The following is a 15,599-nucleotide window of genomic DNA, read 5'->3' as shown; positions in this document are numbered from 1 at the left end:
CTGCATGTCGCCATTTCCCGGACAGATTGAGGCTTCGGTTGAAACACGCCCGAACCTCTCGCTTTCAGCGATTGACGCGGTTGACAGCGTCGCGCCCCGTTGCGAAGGTTTACAAGTTCTTAACAACGCAAGAGAGCATGACAGGAGAGGGGACATGAAATCATCGATGACGGCGCTGATGGGGACAATTGCGCTTATTGCCCTCGCCGGCTGCAGCGGCGGCGGAGGCGGCGGGGGGCCGCTCGCGCCGAACGCGCTCGGTTATTATTCGGATTTCGACACCTGGAACGAAGCCGTAAGGGGTTCGGGATCGGCGTCGGCCAATATCCAGATGAATGGCGACGGCACGGTCGGCGTCGAGATCACCGGCGGTCCCGACGCAGGCGAAACGGCGCTCTTCTATCCCGACGGCGATGGCTACACGGCCAATCTCGGCGATGGCGCGGAAGCCTATATGCGGCTCGGCTATTTCGGCGTTGACGGGATCAAGGACGGTCCGGTCGTGGCCTTCATCGATGCCGACACCTGGGATGACAATGTGGTGGGAATGGCCTTCCGGGCAACCGATGGCGTGACCGCGCCCGGCAACATGCCGCTCAGCGGACGTGCGACCTATTCCGGCCAACATCTCGGCGCGGCGGCGCTTCCGGGCGAGTATCTCGACTATATCGACGGCTCGTTCAACGCCAATGTGGACTTCGGCAGCGGACAGCTGGCCGGTGCGATGGACACACAGGTGGGCGACGTCACCTTCCAGGCGACGATCGCCGGCTCGGAGTTCAACTCCAATGCCAATTCGATCGCCGTCGGCAATGACTATCTCAACGTCGATCAGGCCAATTCCCGCGTCAACGGCGCGTTTTACGGCAATCGCGCCGCCGGCATTGCCGGAACCTACCAGGTCAACGGCGCGCGGGCCGATGCCGGGGCCGGCATGGTCGGAACGTTTGTCGGCGAACGGAACTGAGTTTCAGCGCCTTTGCGCATAGCGGCGGGCCGGCTTTCTGCCGGCCCGTCACCTTCGGTATCGTGTTTTGAGTTCCGGGAATTTCATGGGGCGTTTTCTGATCTTGTTGCGCTTGAGCCTGGCGGGTGGGCTTTTTGCCTGTCTGCTGGCGCTTCTTGCCGCCGGCAGCGCCGCAGCGGCCGTCAATCCGTTTCCGCAGATCAAGGTGCTGATCGAGAGCGGCCAGTATGAACAGGCCATGGCGCTTTCGGCTGAGCTTTCGGCTGATCCGGAACTCTCCGCGCTTTCCCAGCAATTCACCTATGCGCTGATCCTCAAGCATGAGGGCCACTTCAGGGAAGCGGCGATCCTGATGCGCGGCGTTCTCGACAAGAAGCCGGATTTTTCCCGCGTGCGACAGGAGCTTGCCCATACGCTGGCGCTGATGGGCGAGAAGAAGGCGGCGATCTATCACTTCTCGCTTCTCGCCGACAATGCGCCGAGCGAATCGCTCCGCTCCTTCTACGAGGACTTCATCGACCGGGTTAATATCGACCGGCCCTGGACGCTCGGCGGCTTTCTCGCGATTGCGCCGAGCACCAACATTTCCAACGCCACGGATCAGAGCCTTGTTCATGTCGGCGGCATTCCGCTTGCGCCCGGCACCCGGGCGGAAAGCGGCGTCGGCCTCAATTACGGCGTCAACGGCACCTACTCATTCGATCTCGTCGACGACCTGTCGCTCACCTTCGGCGGCTCCGTCACCGGACTTGCCTACAAGGAAAAGGCCTATAACCAGACCCAGTTCGGCGGGTTCTCGCAGCTGTCCTGGCGCAATGATCCTTGGATTTTCAGCGGCGGCATGGCAGCGGAATATGTGCTGATGGGCAATGAGCCCTACCGTGTCGGCTACGGGCCGGTGTTTTCGGTGCGCCGTTCCTTCGGACCGTTCGGGGTCACGTCGGCCAATTTCTCGTTCCAGTGGCTCGATTACCACGACATGGACGCCTATGACGGCTATGAGGCCGGCATGAGCATCAACCACCGCTATGCGCTGACGCCGTCGAGCAGCATCCGCATGGGCGGCGGGTTCAACTATGTCTCCGCCGAGAAGGACTTCAACTCCTATTACGGCTACAACATCAATGCCAAATATGCCCGCGAATGGTCGGGCGGCATTCTGACCGATATCGAGGTCGCCGGCACGCTGCGCGATTATGAGGGCGATTTTCCGCTGATGACGAAATCGCGGCTTGACCGAAGGCTCGATATTGCCGTCGGCGCGACCTTCCGCACCCTTGCGATGAAAGGCTTCGCGCCGCGCCTCGAATATGCCTATTCGAAGAATTTCTCCAATGTCGAGCTCTACGAATACGACAAGAGCACGGTCTCGCTGTTCGTCACCAAGCAGTTCTGACCTCAGCCGAAGAACGGCTCTGTCGTCTTTTTCTCGGCTCTCGCGAACGCCTCTTCGACTTGACCGAGCGGGGTCGCGTCGACGTCGCTTTCGCCGCTGCCGACCAATGCGGCGAAACGGCTGTAGACGGCCTGATATTCCTGCTGCCGCCTGTCGAGAAGCAGGGCGCCGTTAAAGGCGAGCCGTTCGCCGCTGCGGTCCAGCAGAAGCATGCCCCGGTCGGTCTCGACCTCGAGCGCCTTGTCGTCCGCGCCCTGATGGTTCCAGTCAAAGGCGGCGGAAAAATTGTCGCAGCCGTCCATGGCGATGTCGAGCTCGGCCGCCACCGGCACCCTTCGGTTCTCCGGATATGCGAGCCTCGCGCCCTGCACGGCGAAGGGGGCCGGCAGCACCGCCGAGGCGAGCGACAGGCCGTTGATACCCATGTCGAAGACGCCGAGGCTTTCCGGCTCGAAGATCCAGCTCTGGTCCGGATGCCAGCGGCGCACATCTTCCTTCCAGGTCAGCCTCACCGAACGGATATGGGCATCCAGGAGCAGGTCACGCGCCGTGGCAATGCCCGGGGCAAAGCGCGAATGCCAGGCTGCAAACAGCGACAGCCCCTTTGCCGCTGCATTTTGCCGCAGCGTCTCGATCTCCTCCAGCGTCACGGCCGGCGGCTTTTCCAGCAGCACGTGCTTGCCCGCCTCAAGCGCCTCTGCGGCTAGCGCATAGCGCGCGGCCGTCGGCACGCAGAGCGCCACGCAATCGACCGCCGGCCCCTTGTCGAAAAGGCCGGCAAGATCGGAAAAGACGGGAAGATCGGCAGGCGCGGCGCCTTTGGTGACAATCGCCGCAAGCTCGAAATCACGGGCTCGGTCGATCGCCGGGCGATGCTCTTCAACGGCGATCTTGCCGTAACCGACAATCGCGATCTTTAAAGCGCTCATACTGTCCTCGATGCCTCGGCAGGCGGAAGACGCGGCAAGCCTGCCCATCACCGTTAGCGCGCTTGCGCTCCGTTGAAAAGAGCCGGCGCGACTTTCACCGGCCGATCAGGTCCTCGGGGAACTGCTCGGGCCTCCGCTTGATTTCCCGGTCGATCAGCGCCAGCACCCGCTCAACCGGCGGCGGCTGGACGGCGGTCACCCGCTGGATGATCGAATAGGGGCTGACATCGATGCTTTCGCGCACGGGCAACTGGCAGATCGCCGCCCCCAGCCTGCCGTCGATGTGCAGAAAGTCCGCCACCGGCCGGGCAACAGGCGTCACGGCGTCCGTATCCGCGATGATGGCGAGCGACAGAAGCGGCGAGGTGGTGACAAAGACATGGCGGGGCAGGGTGAAGCCGTTGGCCAGAAGATGCGCCTCGATCGAGCGGCGCATCGGCGCCCCGACCGGTTGCAGCACCCAGTCATAATCAAGGCATTCGCCGATCGAGATCGGGCCCTTGTCGCAAAGCGGGTGGCCGGTGCGGGCAATCATGTTGATCGGCTCGACGCCGAGCGGACGCATGGTCACCGACTTGGCGTCCACCTCCTCCGGCAGGCGGCCGATATAGAAATCGAGATTGTGGGAGAAGAGCGCCTCGGCCAGCTTGTCGGAGGTGTCGACCAGCACCGAAAGCTCGATCTCGGGATAGTTCTCCCTGAGTTCGCGGATCACCGGCAGCACAAGCTGCATCGAGGGCCCGGTCACCGCGCCAATGCGCACCTGGCCGCGCGCGCCGTCGACGATCTGCGATATCTCCTGGTGAGCGCTGTCAAGCTGGTTGAGGATGATCAGCGCCTGGCGCGCCATCGCCTGCCCGGCCTCGCTCAAGACGACCCCGCGCCCGTGGCGCTCGTAAAGCTTCGCCCCGACGGTGTGTTCAAGCTCCGACAGAAGACGCGAGGCTGCCGACTGGGTCATCCCCAGCTGCGCCGCCGCCGAAGAGATCTGCCCCTTGCGGTCGAGAAGCGCGATCAGGCGCATCTGCGAGAACCGCAGTCCGCGGCGGATGAACTCGTCCTGACTTTTCTGGCGTAGGTCATGCGCCATGATATCCATACCAATTCTGCTATATCAGAAACACGATTATTCATTTGTCCGTATGGAGGGAAATTGCAAGAATTCCCTCGTCGCAGGGCCCTTTTAGCGCAGAAAAAGCGGGTGGATCACCCCTTCCTTTCTGCGGCAGGGCGACACGGTTTCGCCGGGAGGAAAGGCCGAAAACCGTGTCAACCTTGGCATTGCGATGGATCGGCCGCAAGGGCCGATAGGCAGGGTCTCCCCATCCGGAGGAGGCCGGTGCCGGAACGGCAATCATGATTGCCATCTGTTCCTAACGGGAGGACAAAACTGATGAAATCGATATTTCTAGCAGGCGTCGCCGCCTTCACCCTCGCTGCGACCGCCGCATCGGCGCAGACGGTCGGCTTTTCGCAGATCGGCTCGGAATCGGGCTGGCGCGCGGCCGAAACGACGTTGACCAAGCAGCAGGCGGAAGAACGCGGCATCGACCTGAAATTCTCCGATGCCCAGCAGAAACAGGAAAACCAGATCGCCGCGATCCGCGCCTTCGTCGCGCAGGGCGTCGACGCCATCCTGCTCGCCCCGGTCGTTGCCACCGGTTGGGATTCGGCGCTGGAAGAGGCAAAGGATGCCGACATTCCGGTGGTCCTGCTCGACCGCCAGGTCGACAGTTCCGATGACCTCTACCTGACGGCGGTCGGCTCCAACCTCGTGCATGAGGGCGAAGTGGCCGGCCAGTGGCTGGTGGATACGGTCGGCGACGAGCCGTGCCGCGTTGTCGAGCTCCAGGGCACGACCGGCTCGTCGCCGGCCATCGACCGCGCGACCGGTTTCCGCAATTCGCTGGAAGGCCATGACAATATCGAGATCGTCCGCAGCCAGACCGGCGATTTCACCCGCTCGCAGGGTAAGGAAGTCATGGAAAGCTTCCTGCAGGCCGAAAACGGCGGCGCGGATATCTGCGCGCTCTATGCCCATAATGACGACATGGCCGTCGGCGCCATCCAGGCGATCAAGGAAGCCGGCCTGAAACCCGGTTCCGACATTCTGGTCGTCGCCATCGACGCCGTGCCGGATTACTTCCAGGCCATGGCCGCAGGCGAGGTCAATGCCACTGTGGAACTGACGCCGAACATGGCTGGTCCCGCCTTCGATGCGCTGGAAGCCTATTGGGCCGACGGCACCATGCCGCCGAAATTCATCCAGACGGAATCCAAGCTTTACACCCAGGCTGACGATCCGCAGGGCGAATACGAGCGCCGCAAGGGCCTCGGCTACTAAGTCCGCTTCCTCCCGGGTGCGGTCGGGACTCCAGGGTCCCGGCCGCCTCGGTTCATGATCATGGCGCCGCGCGATCGATCCAAGGTGCTGGGAAATGCTTCTGACAATCAAAAACCTGACCAAGACCTTTGTCGGCATGAAGGCGCTCGATGACGTCTCCTTCGAGCTTGAAGCCGGCGAGGTGCACGCCCTCCTCGGCGAAAACGGCGCCGGCAAATCGACCCTCATCAAATGCCTGACCGGGGCCTATAGCCGCGATTCGGGCGTCATCACGCTGAACGGCGAGACCATCTCGCCGCGCTCCACGCTGGAAGCGCAGGATCTCGGCATCGGCACAGTCTACCAGGAGGTCAACCTTCTGCCGAACCTGACCGTTGCCCAGAACCTCGTCTTCGGACGCGAAAAACGCCGCTTCGGCATTATCGACGGGGGCGCCATGCGCCGCGATGCCGAGGCGATGCTGGAAGGCTACGGCCTCGATATCGACGTCAACCGCGACCTTGGCAGCTATTCCGTCGCCGTCCAGCAGATCGTCGCGATAGCCCGCGCGGTGGCGCTGTCCGGCAAGGTGCTGATCCTCGACGAGCCAACCGCAAGCCTTGATACGCGCGAGGTCGAAATGCTGTTCGATGTCGTCCGGCAATTGCGCGACAAGGGGCTCGGCATCATTTTCGTCTCGCATTTCCTCGACCAGGTTTTCGAGCTGACGGACCGGCTGACGGTGCTTCGAAACGGCTGCAAGATCACCACCGAAAAGACGGCCGAACTCGATCGGGTCCGGCTGATTTCCCACATGCTCGGCCGCGAACTTGACGAGGCCGAGGAGATCGGCGTCCGGCGCGACACCAAAGGCCGGGTCAGCGAAAAGCCGCTTCTCAGCTTCAAGGGCGTCGGGCGGAGGAATTTCGTCGAACCCTTCGATCTCGAGGTGCACCAGGGCGAGGTCATCGGCCTTGCCGGCCTTCTGGGCTCGGGCCGCACGGAAACGGCCGAACTCATCTTCGGCGTGCGCACCGCCCAGTCGGGAACGGTCTCCGACGACAATGGCAAGATCTCGATCGGCAGCCCGCGCGATGCGATCGCCGCGGGCTTCGGCTTTGCCCCGGAAGACCGCAAGACCGACGGCATCATCGCCGATCTCTCGGTGCGCGAGAACATCGCCTTGGCGCTGCAGGCCCGGCGCGGCTGGGCGCGACCGATCAGCCGGGGCGAACAGGCGCGGCTTGCCGCCGACTATATCGAAAAGCTCGACATCCGCACCTCGAGCGCGGAAAAGCCGGTCGGCGAACTGTCGGGCGGCAACCAGCAGAAGGTGGTGCTTGCCCGCTGGCTGGCGATGAACCCGCGCTTCCTCATTCTCGATGAGCCGACGCGCGGCATCGATGTCGGGGCGCATGCCGAGATCCTTCATCTCATTCACCAGATCACGGCCGAGGGCATGTCGATCCTGATCATTTCCTCCGAGCTCGACGAACTGATTGCGGTCTCCGACCGGGTCATCGTCGTGCGCGACCGCCGCCATGTCGCCGAACTGACGGGGGCAGAAATCGCCACGGAAAACATCGTCAAGGCGATCGCCACATCGGCGGCCGAGAAAAGGGAGGCTGTCTGATGCCCGGCGGTCTGAAGCGGGTCATCCCGCAGCTTGTCACGCTCGTCTTCCTCGTAGGGCTGGTGAGCCTGTTCTTTCCGACCTTCCTGCAGGTCGAATATTCCGGCGGACGCTTTGTCGGGCCGGTCATCGATGTTCTGAAACGGGGTGCGCCCGTTGCCCTGCTGGCGATCGGCATGACGCTCGTTGTCGCGACGCGCGGGATCGACCTTTCGGTCGGCACCGTGATCGCGATCTCGGGCGCGGTCGGCGCGGCGACGATCGCAAGCGGTTACGGCCTTGTGCCGGCGCTTGTCACTGCGATCGCCGCAGGGCTTGCTGCCGGGCTTTTCAATGGCATTCTGGTCGCCTTCATCGGCATCCAGCCGATTGTCGCGACGCTGATCCTGATGATTTCCGGGCGGGGCATCGCGCAGTTGATCACCGAAGGGCGGATCCTGACCTTCAACCTGCCGAGTTTTGCCTTTCTCGGCTCCGGCGACGTTCTCGGCATTCCGGTGCCGGTCTGGATCTGGGTGCTGGCGGGGGCGCTGGTCATCTTCCTCGTCCGTCGCACCGCGCTTGGTCTCCTGATCGAATCGATCGGCGTCAACCGGCGGGCAAGCGCGCTGGCCGGCGTCAATGCGCGGGTTCTGCTGATCGCCGTCTACATGGCGTCGGGCTTCTGCGCGGCTCTTGCCGGCATCATCATCACGGCGGATATCCGCGGCGCGGACGCCAACAATGCGGGTCTCTGGCTCGAGCTTGACGCCGTGCTTGCCACCGTCATCGGCGGCAATTCCCTGATGGGCGGCCGCTTCTCGATCTCGGCCGCCGTCATCGGCGCGATGATCATCCAGACCATCGATACCGGCATTCTGCTGGCGGGCTTCCCGTCGGAATACAATCTGGTGATCAAGGCGGTTCTGGTTGTCATCATTCTGGTGCTGCAGTCGCCCAACATCACCGGCGACCTGAAATTCCTGAAGCAGAACCTGTTTGCGGGGCGGGCCAAGCCCGAAGCCCGGCAGGAGGCAGGCAAATGAAAAATCCGCGTCTCTATCCGCTGTTCGCCACCATTGCCATCTTCATCGTGGCCTATGCGATCTGCTACATCCAGTTTCCGTTCATGCTGTCGACAAGGGTGGCGGGCAATCTTTTGACCGACAACGCCTATCTCGGCATCGTCGCCGTCGGCATGACGGTGGTGATCCTGTCGGGCGGGATCGACCTTTCGGTCGGCTCGGTGATCGCCTTTTCCGGCGTGTTCATCGCCGTGCTTCTGCGCGATACGGGCCTTCACCCGCTTGTCGTCTTCGCCCTGCTTCTGGCGGTCACGACCGCCTTTGGCGCGGCCATGGGCTGGCTGATCTACACGCTCGGCATGCCGGCCTTCATCGTCACGCTGGCCGGCATGTTCCTCGCGCGCGGCGTCGCCTACATGCTGACGATCGATTCCGTGCCGATCGACAATCCGTTCTTCGACATGCTGCAGGGCGCCTACTGGCTGATGCCTGGCAAGGGGCGGCTGACGCTGATCGGCGTGATCATGCTGCTCGCCTTCGTCATCGGTCATTTTGTCGCCCACAAGACCCGTTTCGGCGCCAATGTCTTCGCCATCGGCGGCGGTCAGCAGACGGCGACGCTGATGGGCTCAAAGATCGGGCAGACCACGGTGATGATCTATGCCTTCTCTGGCTTCATGGCGGGCCTATCCGGCATCGTCTTCGCTATCTACACCGGCTCGGGCTATCCACTGGCAACGGTCGGCACCGAGTTGACGGCGATTGCGACCGTGGTCATCGGCGGCACGCTTCTGACCGGCGGCGCGGGCTATGTCTTCGGCACGCTTTTCGGCGTGTTGACCATGGGCCTGATCCAGACCTACATCGTCTTCGACGGGACGCTTTCCAGTTGGTGGACCAAGATCGCGATCGGCATTCTGCTTCTACTCTTCATCGTGCTGCAGAAGGGCCTGCTGAGACTGACGGTCGAACGCACTGCGGCCCCCTGATTGAAAAAAGAACACGTTGCCGGCACGGGAAAGGCGGCGCCGGCAACACAACAAGATAAAAAACGAGGCACACCATGTTCTCCATCGGAATCGATTACGGAACCAATTCGGTCCGCGCGCTTGTAGTGGGCTGCGACGATGGGTTTGAGTACGGAACCCATGTCTACAACTATCCAAGCGGCGACCAGGGCGTGCTGCTTGACCCCTCTGACCCGCTGCTTGCCCGACAGAGCCCGGCGGATTACCTGAAGGGTCTTGAGGAAAGCGTGCGCGGCGCGCTCGCCGAAGCGGCAAAGCATAAAGCCTTCGATGCAGCGAAAGTGATTGGGATCGGCGTGGATTCGACTGGTTCCAGCCCGCTTCCGGTGGACGAAAACAACGGCGCGCTGTCGATGGATCCGCGTTTCACCGACAATCTCAACGCCTATTGCTGGCTGTGGAAGGACCATACGAGCTGGCGCGAGGCGGAGAAGATCACGGCGCTCGGCAAGGCTGAACGGCCCGAATACCTGGCCATGGTCGGCGATACCTATTCATCGGAATGGTGGTGGTCCAAGATCTGGCACTGCCTCAATGTCGACCGGACCGTCTTTGATGCGGCGGCCTCCTGGGTCGAGCTTGCCGACTGGATTCCGTCCGTTCTCGCAGGCGTCAAGGCGCCGGCCGATATCAAGCGCGGTGTGTGCGCCGCCGGTCACAAGGGGCTTTATAACCCCAAATGGGGCGGCCTGCCGGACAAGGACTTTCTCGGCAAGCTCGATCCGGCGATCGCCGATCTGCGCGACCGGCTCTATGACACGGCGCAGGACATCTCCGTGCCCGCCGGCGCGCTCTGCGCCGAATGGGCGGAGAAGCTTGGCCTGCCGGAAGGCATCGCCATTGCTACCGGCGCCTTCGACAACCATCTGGGCTCGATTGGCTGCGGCATCGAGGAAGGCATGCTGGTCAAGGTCATCGGCACATCGACCTGCGACTGCGCCATCGTCGATCTGTCGAAGTCCGATACGATCCCCGGCGTTTGCGGCATTGTCGAAGGCTCGATCCTGCCGGGTTTCTTCGGCATCGAGGCCGGCCAGTCGGCCGTCGGCGACATCTTCAAATGGTGGGTGGAGCGCGTCTGCCAGGGCGGGCCGGAACTGCACCGCGAACTGACGGAAGAAGCGACGGCGATGAAACCCGGCCAGAGCGGCCTCCTGGCGCTCGACTGGAACAACGGCAATCGCACCATTCTCGTCGACCAGCGGCTGACGGGTCTGATGCTCGGCCAGACGCTCTATTCGACCCGCGCGGAAATCTATCGCGCTCTTGTCGAGGCGACGGCCTTCGGCGCGCGCGCCATCGTCGAGCGGATGACCGATTTCGGCGTGCCGATCGATAAGGTCGTCTGCGCCGGCGGCATTGCCGAAAAGAACCCGATGCTGATGCAGATCTATGCCGATGTGATGAACCGCACCATGCTGGTCACCCGCTCGGCCCAGACCTGTGCGCTGGGTGCGGCCGTGGCGGCTGCCGCCGTTGGCGGATCGCATGAGAATATTGGCGAAACGACGCGCGCGATGACCGGGCTGAAGGACATCCGCTACGACCCCATTCCCGAAAACGTCGCGATTTACGAGGAGCTCTACGGGCTTTACCTGACGCTCCATGACGGTTTCGGCGGCATTACCCGCGACAGCGACATGTCGCAGGTGATGAAGGATTTGATCGACATCAGGGATAAGGTGCGCGGCTGAGCCGCCCCGTCCCGGTTTATTGCAGAAGGATTAAATAACATGATCGGCCTGAAGCCCCTCAAGATCTGGTTCGTGTGCGGCTCGCAGCACCTTTACGGACCCGAAGCGCTGGCGGAAGTCGACGCGCAGTTCAACGCCATTGCCGCCGCTCTTTCCAAGGATGGCAATCTGCCGCTCGAAATCGTGCCGCAGCCCGTCGTCAAAAGCCCGGCGGAAGCCGCCGAGCTTGCGGTGCGCGCCAACTCCGATCCGGAATGCGGCGGGCTTATTCTCTGGATGCACACATTCTCCCCGTCGAAGATGTGGATCCGGGGGCTGTCCATGCTCAACAAGCCGTTCCTGCATTTGCATACGCAATATGCCCGCGAACTGCCGTGGGACACGATCGACATGGATTACATGAACCTCAACCAGTCGGCCCATGGCGACCGCGAGGCGGGCTTCATCCATACCCGCATGCGGCTTGGCCGCAAGGTGGTCTCCGGCCACTGGTCGGACCCGGAAGTCCATGCCCGGATCGACGCCTGGATGCGTGCCGCGCGCGCCTGGGACGACTGGCAGGGCGGCCGCTTCTGCCGCTTCGGCGACAATATGCGCGAGGTCGCGGTGACCGAGGGCGACAAGGTGGCGGCCGAAATGAAGCTCGGCTTTTCCGTCAATGGCTATGGCATCATGGACCTGGTCGACGTGATGAATACGCTTTCCGACAGCGATGTCGCAGCGCTCTCTGCCGAATATGAGAACCAGTATGATGTCGTCGATGTCCTGAAAAAAGGCGGCGAACGCCATGATGCGCTGCTCAACACCGCGCGCCAGGAACTTGGTCTCAAGGCTTTCATGGAAGCGGGCGGCTTCAAGGGCTTTACCGATACGTTCGAGGACCTGCACGGCATGGAGACCCTGCCGGGCATGTCAACCCAGCGGATGATGGCGGCAGGCTACGGCTTTGCCGGCGAGGGCGACTGGAAGACGGTGGCGCTGGTGCGCGCGCTGAAGGTGATGGGACACGGCATGAGCGGGGCGACCTCGTTCATGGAGGACTATACCTACCACATGGCGCCGGGCCACGAGCAGGTGCTCGGCTCGCACATGCTGGAGGTCTGCCCGACAATTGCCGATGGAAAGCCCAAAGTCGAGATCCACCCGCTCGGCATCGGTGGCAAGGCGGATCCCGTGCGCATGGTCTTCAACGCGAAGCTCGGCCCGGCGCTGAATGCCTCGCTGATGGACATGGGCAACCGCTTCCGTCTGCTGGTCAATGAAGTGACCTCCGTGCCGCATCCCGATTTGCCCAACCTGCCGGTTGCGCGCGCGGTGTGGGAATGCAAACCTGACTTCAAGACCGCGCTCTCGGCGTGGATCCTTGCCGGCGGCGCGCATCACACCGCCTACAGCAATGACGTAACGACGGAGATGCTGGACGATTTCGCCACCATGGCGGGGATTGAACTTGCGGTCATTGACGGCGAGACCAAGCTCGATCGCTTCAGGCAGGATCTGCGCAATAACGAGATCTACTGGCATCTCGGCCTTGGCATCAAGGCCTGAGAAAGGGGTAAGCAATGTATACGGAAATCCGGCGCGAGGCTTACGAGGCCAACCTCGCGCTTCCACGTCACGGTCTGATCAACCTGACCTTCGGTAACGCAAGTGCCGCCGACCGCGACAAGGGCGTCTTCGCCATCAAGCCCTCCGGCGTCGATTACGATGAGCTGTCGCCGGAAAACATGGTGATCGTCGATTTCGACGGAAAGATCGTGGAGGGCAATCTCAGGCCCTCCTCCGACACGCCCACGCATCGCTGCCTGCTGCTCGCCTTTGAGGGCATTGGCGGTGTGGTCCACACCCATTCGACCAAGGCGACCGCCTTCGCCCAGGCCGGCAAGCCGATCCCGAATTTCGGCACCACCCATGCCGACTATTTCTACGGCGAAATTCCGGTGACGCGGAAGATGACGCCGGAGGAAATCGCCTCAGCCTATGAGTGGGAGACCGGCAACGTCATCCTTGAACGCTTCAAGGGGCTGAACCCGCTTGATTTTCCGGGCGTGCTCGTCAACCGCCATGCGCCGTTCACCTGGGGCAAGTCGGTGGCGAAGGCCGTCGAGGTGGCCGTCGCGGTGGAATGCATCGCCGAGATGGCACTGATGTCGATGCAGCTCAATCCGGGCCTGCAGGCAATCGAGCAGGAGCTGCTCGACAAGCATTTCCTGCGCAAGCACGGCGCGACGGCCTATTACGGGCAGCCGGAATAGGAGAAAATCCCCGGGGCGATCCGGAGGCGCCCTTGGACGGGCTCCAGACTTCGCCTCGTATATCATGTTGAACTGCAGCAAGCCGCACCCTAGTGTTACGGAAACCCGGGCGGTCTCGCAGGCCGGTCCGGTTGTCATCCAAGAGAGGTTTGCTCCGCCGATGAAATCGCTGCGCCGCCTGTTCACATCGCCAAAGCCGAAATCCACGTCCCGTCCCGAGCCGCCGCCGAGCTTTCGCGGCGGCTTGCCGAAGCCGGATCGCGCTTTTGTCGCGATCGGCGATATTCACGGTTGCGCCGAGAACCTGGCGCGGCTCTGGGAAAAGCTCGACCAGACGGTTCCGGATTTGCCTTTGGTGCATGTCGGCGATTATGTCGATCGCGGCGATCATTCGGCGCAGGTGCTTGAAATGCTGTTCGACAGGCAGAAGGAGCGCGCCGATGTCGTCTGTCTCAAGGGCAATCACGAGGAGATGTTCCTTGAGTTTCTCTACGATCCTTCGGAAAGCGGCGAGCGCTGGTTGCGTTATGGCGGCCTGCAGACCGTCGCCAGCTTCGGCCCCACGGGCGATGCCTATGGCCGCAAGGACATTGCCCGCCTGCGCGACGCGGTGATCGAGCGGCTGGGCGAGGAGCGGCTTACCTGGCTGAAAGCCATGCCGCTCGTCTGGTCGAGCGGCAACATGGCGGTGGTCCATGCCGGCGCCGATCCGCGCAAGCCGCTTGATGAGCAACCGTCCCGCAACCTCACCTGGGGCCACCAGGCTTTCGGCCAGTTGCCGCGTCGCGATGGGTTGTGGGTCGTCCACGGCCACACGATCGTCCAGGTGCCGCAAATGGCCAATGGCGTGATCTCGATCGACACCGGCGCCTATGCCACGGACCGCCTGACGGCGGCGATCGTCAGGCCGGACCGCGAGGTCGAGTTCGTCCAGGCGACATCGGGCAAGGCCACGCCCTGAGCGACTGCGTAAATTGTCATGATACAATTTTCGGGATTGCCCGCTGCCTGATCCCGGCGGCGTGGGCTTTTCGCGCAAAAGAAAACGCCCACCGGGGGAGGAGGATCCGGTGGGCGTCATCATGGTGACCAGCGATTGGGAGGAGGAGGATCGCCGGTCCAGATCGAAGCGCGCTGGGAGGAGGAGGGCGCAGCTCCGAAAACGTGTGTTTCGGCTCCTTGTGAGCCGAAGGAATTCTTTAGAACGCGGCCTTGCGGGCGACGCGGCGGATATCTTCGCGATTGATGCCGAGGTCGTGCAGTTCGCGGGTGCTCATGCGGCCAAGCTCGGTAACGGTTTCGCGGTATTTGAGCCAGTTGTTGAACGAACGGGTCATGCTCATTTCCGGTCTCCTTTGTTGGCTTCGTCTTCGCTGTTGTTGATCCCTATATACGTCGGCACTTCGCGATGAGGCAGTGGGGCAAAAGCAATGCCCCTATGCAAAAAACGCAAGGCTCGGTTTTCGTGCCTCAAATGTGCGCAGCATATGGGCGATAAAGCGAAGAAGCTGTTCGCTGCATGAGAGCGGGCCGTTCAGGGAGCGTCCGCCGGTTCCTGCTTCAGCCAGCCGACAACGGCCTCGGTGGCGCGCCTGGCATGGGCGTTCAGCCCTTCCTCGCTGGTGTCGAAGCCGAAGACCTCGGCCAGGGTGAAACGGTTTGAAACGGGAAAATAGCAGAGCGAGGCGATCATCAGATAGACCTCGAGCGGTTCCGCCCGGCGGTGGAAGATGCCGTCCTCGCGGCCGCGCCGAAGCACATCAGCGAGCTTGACCAGAAGCTTCGACTGGATCTCGCGCCGGTCGCCTATGGCGGCGACGGAGGAGCCCTCGCGGAGGTTTTCCGTATTGAGCATGGTGATGAACCAGGGGCGTGTACGGAAATGGGTCATGGTGAACATCACCAGGGCCGCCAATGCCTCTTCCGGCGGAAGTGCGTCGAGGGCGAGGGCTTCCTCGCCGGCCCGGATCTGCACATAGGCCTCGCGCAATGCGGCCTTGTAGAGTTCGTCCTTGTCGCCGAAATAGTCATAGAGAAGCGGTTTCGACAGGCCCGCTGCGGCGGCGATCCTGTCGACGCGCGCGCCGTCATAGCCAACGGAGGAAAACTCGTCGAGCGCGGCCTGAAGAATGGCTGCGCGCGAGGCTTCCGCATCGCGCACGCCGCGGCGTGTCCGTCTTGCCGTTTCCCTGCCGCTTCTCGCCACTTGCGTCTCTCCCTGATGGTCGCCTTCTGCCGTTTCTCTTCTGTTAGCACTGCCGCCCCTGCGGGTGAACCGGAGAAGAATACGGATCGGCGGGATCGAGACGGTCAGCCGGCAAGGCCTGCGTCATCGGGCGAGCGGAGGTTTCACCGCCAAAGCGCGTCCGT

Annotated in this window: 14 protein-coding genes; 10 read left to right on the top strand and 4 right to left on the bottom strand. The window is 62.6% G+C overall.

The window, feature by feature from the left end:
* The first annotated feature begins 154 nt into the window (after window positions 1-154).
* Both FF124_RS06475 and FF124_RS06470 read left to right on the top strand, forming a co-directional pair.
* Window positions 155-967, top strand: a complete 813-nt coding sequence (locus FF124_RS06475; RefSeq protein WP_138747671.1) for a Slam-dependent surface lipoprotein — start codon at window positions 155-157, stop codon at window positions 965-967.
* A gap of 85 nt (window positions 968-1,052) precedes the next feature.
* Complete coding sequence (locus FF124_RS06470) at window positions 1,053-2,363, top strand: surface lipoprotein assembly modifier (RefSeq protein ID WP_138747670.1); 1,311 nt, start codon at window positions 1,053-1,055, stop codon at window positions 2,361-2,363.
* Window positions 2,364-2,365: 2 nt separating this feature from the next.
* Here FF124_RS06470 and FF124_RS06465 read toward each other — a convergent pair whose 3' ends face one another.
* Together FF124_RS06465 and FF124_RS06460 are read right to left on the bottom strand one after the other, a co-directional pair.
* On the bottom strand, window positions 2,366-3,292 hold the full coding sequence (locus FF124_RS06465) for a Gfo/Idh/MocA family protein (RefSeq protein WP_138747669.1): 927 nt from the start codon (window positions 3,290-3,292) through the stop codon (window positions 2,366-2,368).
* Window positions 3,293-3,386: 94 nt separating this feature from the next.
* Complete coding sequence (locus FF124_RS06460) at window positions 3,387-4,391, bottom strand: LysR family transcriptional regulator (RefSeq protein ID WP_138747668.1); 1,005 nt, start codon at window positions 4,389-4,391, stop codon at window positions 3,387-3,389.
* Between the two features lie 294 nt (window positions 4,392-4,685).
* Here FF124_RS06460 and ytfQ point away from each other — a divergent pair, with 294 nt between their 5' ends.
* The 8 genes from ytfQ to FF124_RS06420 all read left to right on the top strand — a co-directional run bounded on the left by ytfQ (window position 4,686) and on the right by FF124_RS06420 (window position 14,190).
* Window positions 4,686-5,636 carry a galactofuranose ABC transporter, galactofuranose-binding protein YtfQ gene (gene ytfQ / locus FF124_RS06455; protein WP_138747667.1) on the top strand — a complete coding sequence of 317 codons (951 nt, stop codon included), beginning with the start codon at window positions 4,686-4,688 and terminating at the stop codon, window positions 5,634-5,636.
* 94 nt (window positions 5,637-5,730) lie between these two features.
* Window positions 5,731-7,248, top strand: a complete 1,518-nt coding sequence (locus tag FF124_RS06450) for a sugar ABC transporter ATP-binding protein (protein ID WP_138747666.1) — start codon at window positions 5,731-5,733, stop codon at window positions 7,246-7,248.
* Window positions 7,248-8,273 carry an ABC transporter permease gene (locus FF124_RS06445; RefSeq protein ID WP_138747665.1) on the top strand — a complete coding sequence of 342 codons (1,026 nt, stop codon included), beginning with the start codon at window positions 7,248-7,250 and terminating at the stop codon, window positions 8,271-8,273. The genes FF124_RS06450 and FF124_RS06445 overlap by 1 nt, the downstream gene beginning before the upstream one ends.
* On the top strand, window positions 8,270-9,241 hold the full coding sequence (gene yjfF / locus FF124_RS06440) for a galactofuranose ABC transporter, permease protein YjfF (protein WP_138747664.1): 972 nt from the start codon (window positions 8,270-8,272) through the stop codon (window positions 9,239-9,241). Before FF124_RS06445 ends, yjfF begins: the two co-directional genes overlap by 4 nt.
* A gap of 74 nt (window positions 9,242-9,315) precedes the next feature.
* Window positions 9,316-10,974, top strand: coding sequence for a ribulokinase (locus tag FF124_RS06435; RefSeq protein WP_138747663.1), 1,659 nt, complete (start codon window positions 9,316-9,318; stop codon window positions 10,972-10,974).
* Between the two features lie 39 nt (window positions 10,975-11,013).
* A complete protein-coding gene (gene araA, locus FF124_RS06430) occupies window positions 11,014-12,522 on the top strand; it encodes an L-arabinose isomerase (protein WP_138747662.1) in 1,509 nt (502 codons plus the stop codon).
* A gap of 14 nt (window positions 12,523-12,536) precedes the next feature.
* Window positions 12,537-13,229: an L-ribulose-5-phosphate 4-epimerase AraD gene (gene araD / locus FF124_RS06425; protein WP_138747661.1), complete on the top strand. Its 693-nt coding sequence runs from the start codon at window positions 12,537-12,539 to the stop codon at window positions 13,227-13,229.
* Between the two features lie 160 nt (window positions 13,230-13,389).
* A complete protein-coding gene (locus tag FF124_RS06420) occupies window positions 13,390-14,190 on the top strand; it encodes a metallophosphoesterase family protein (protein ID WP_138747660.1) in 801 nt (266 codons plus the stop codon).
* Window positions 14,191-14,428: 238 nt separating this feature from the next.
* Here the strand turns inward: FF124_RS06420 and FF124_RS06415 are convergent, their stop codons facing one another.
* Window positions 14,429-14,572 carry a DUF1127 domain-containing protein gene (locus FF124_RS06415; RefSeq protein ID WP_138747659.1) on the bottom strand — a complete coding sequence of 48 codons (144 nt, stop codon included), beginning with the start codon at window positions 14,570-14,572 and terminating at the stop codon, window positions 14,429-14,431.
* Window positions 14,573-14,763: 191 nt separating this feature from the next.
* Window positions 14,764-15,435 (bottom strand): TetR/AcrR family transcriptional regulator, encoded by a 672-nt coding sequence (locus FF124_RS06410; RefSeq protein WP_138747658.1) that lies wholly within the window; start codon window positions 15,433-15,435, stop codon window positions 14,764-14,766.
* Between the last annotated feature and the right edge of the window lie 164 nt (window positions 15,436-15,599).

It is taken from the genome of Martelella lutilitoris (assembly GCF_005924265.1).
GTDB classification, from domain to species: Bacteria; Pseudomonadota; Alphaproteobacteria; order Rhizobiales; family Rhizobiaceae; genus Martelella; species Martelella lutilitoris.
Note: the sequence above shows the minus strand (reverse complement) of the source record. Positions and strands in the feature narration are given on the sequence as shown.

Coding starts and splice junctions, on each gene's coding strand:
- FF124_RS06475 (WP_138747671.1), top strand. CDS start 155: ATGAAATCATCGATGACGGCGCTGATGGGGACAATTGCGCTTATTGCC.
- FF124_RS06470 (WP_138747670.1), top strand. CDS start 1,053: ATGGGGCGTTTTCTGATCTTGTTGCGCTTGAGCCTGGCGGGTGGGCTT.
- FF124_RS06465 (WP_138747669.1), bottom strand. CDS start 3,292: ATGAGCGCTTTAAAGATCGCGATTGTCGGTTACGGCAAGATCGCCGTT.
- FF124_RS06460 (WP_138747668.1), bottom strand. CDS start 4,391: ATGGATATCATGGCGCATGACCTACGCCAGAAAAGTCAGGACGAGTTC.
- ytfQ (WP_138747667.1), top strand. CDS start 4,686: ATGAAATCGATATTTCTAGCAGGCGTCGCCGCCTTCACCCTCGCTGCG.
- FF124_RS06450 (WP_138747666.1), top strand. CDS start 5,731: ATGCTTCTGACAATCAAAAACCTGACCAAGACCTTTGTCGGCATGAAG.
- FF124_RS06445 (WP_138747665.1), top strand. CDS start 7,248: ATGCCCGGCGGTCTGAAGCGGGTCATCCCGCAGCTTGTCACGCTCGTC.
- yjfF (WP_138747664.1), top strand. CDS start 8,270: ATGAAAAATCCGCGTCTCTATCCGCTGTTCGCCACCATTGCCATCTTC.
- FF124_RS06435 (WP_138747663.1), top strand. CDS start 9,316: ATGTTCTCCATCGGAATCGATTACGGAACCAATTCGGTCCGCGCGCTT.
- araA (WP_138747662.1), top strand. CDS start 11,014: ATGATCGGCCTGAAGCCCCTCAAGATCTGGTTCGTGTGCGGCTCGCAG.
- araD (WP_138747661.1), top strand. CDS start 12,537: ATGTATACGGAAATCCGGCGCGAGGCTTACGAGGCCAACCTCGCGCTT.
- FF124_RS06420 (WP_138747660.1), top strand. CDS start 13,390: ATGAAATCGCTGCGCCGCCTGTTCACATCGCCAAAGCCGAAATCCACG.
- FF124_RS06415 (WP_138747659.1), bottom strand. CDS start 14,572: ATGAGCATGACCCGTTCGTTCAACAACTGGCTCAAATACCGCGAAACC.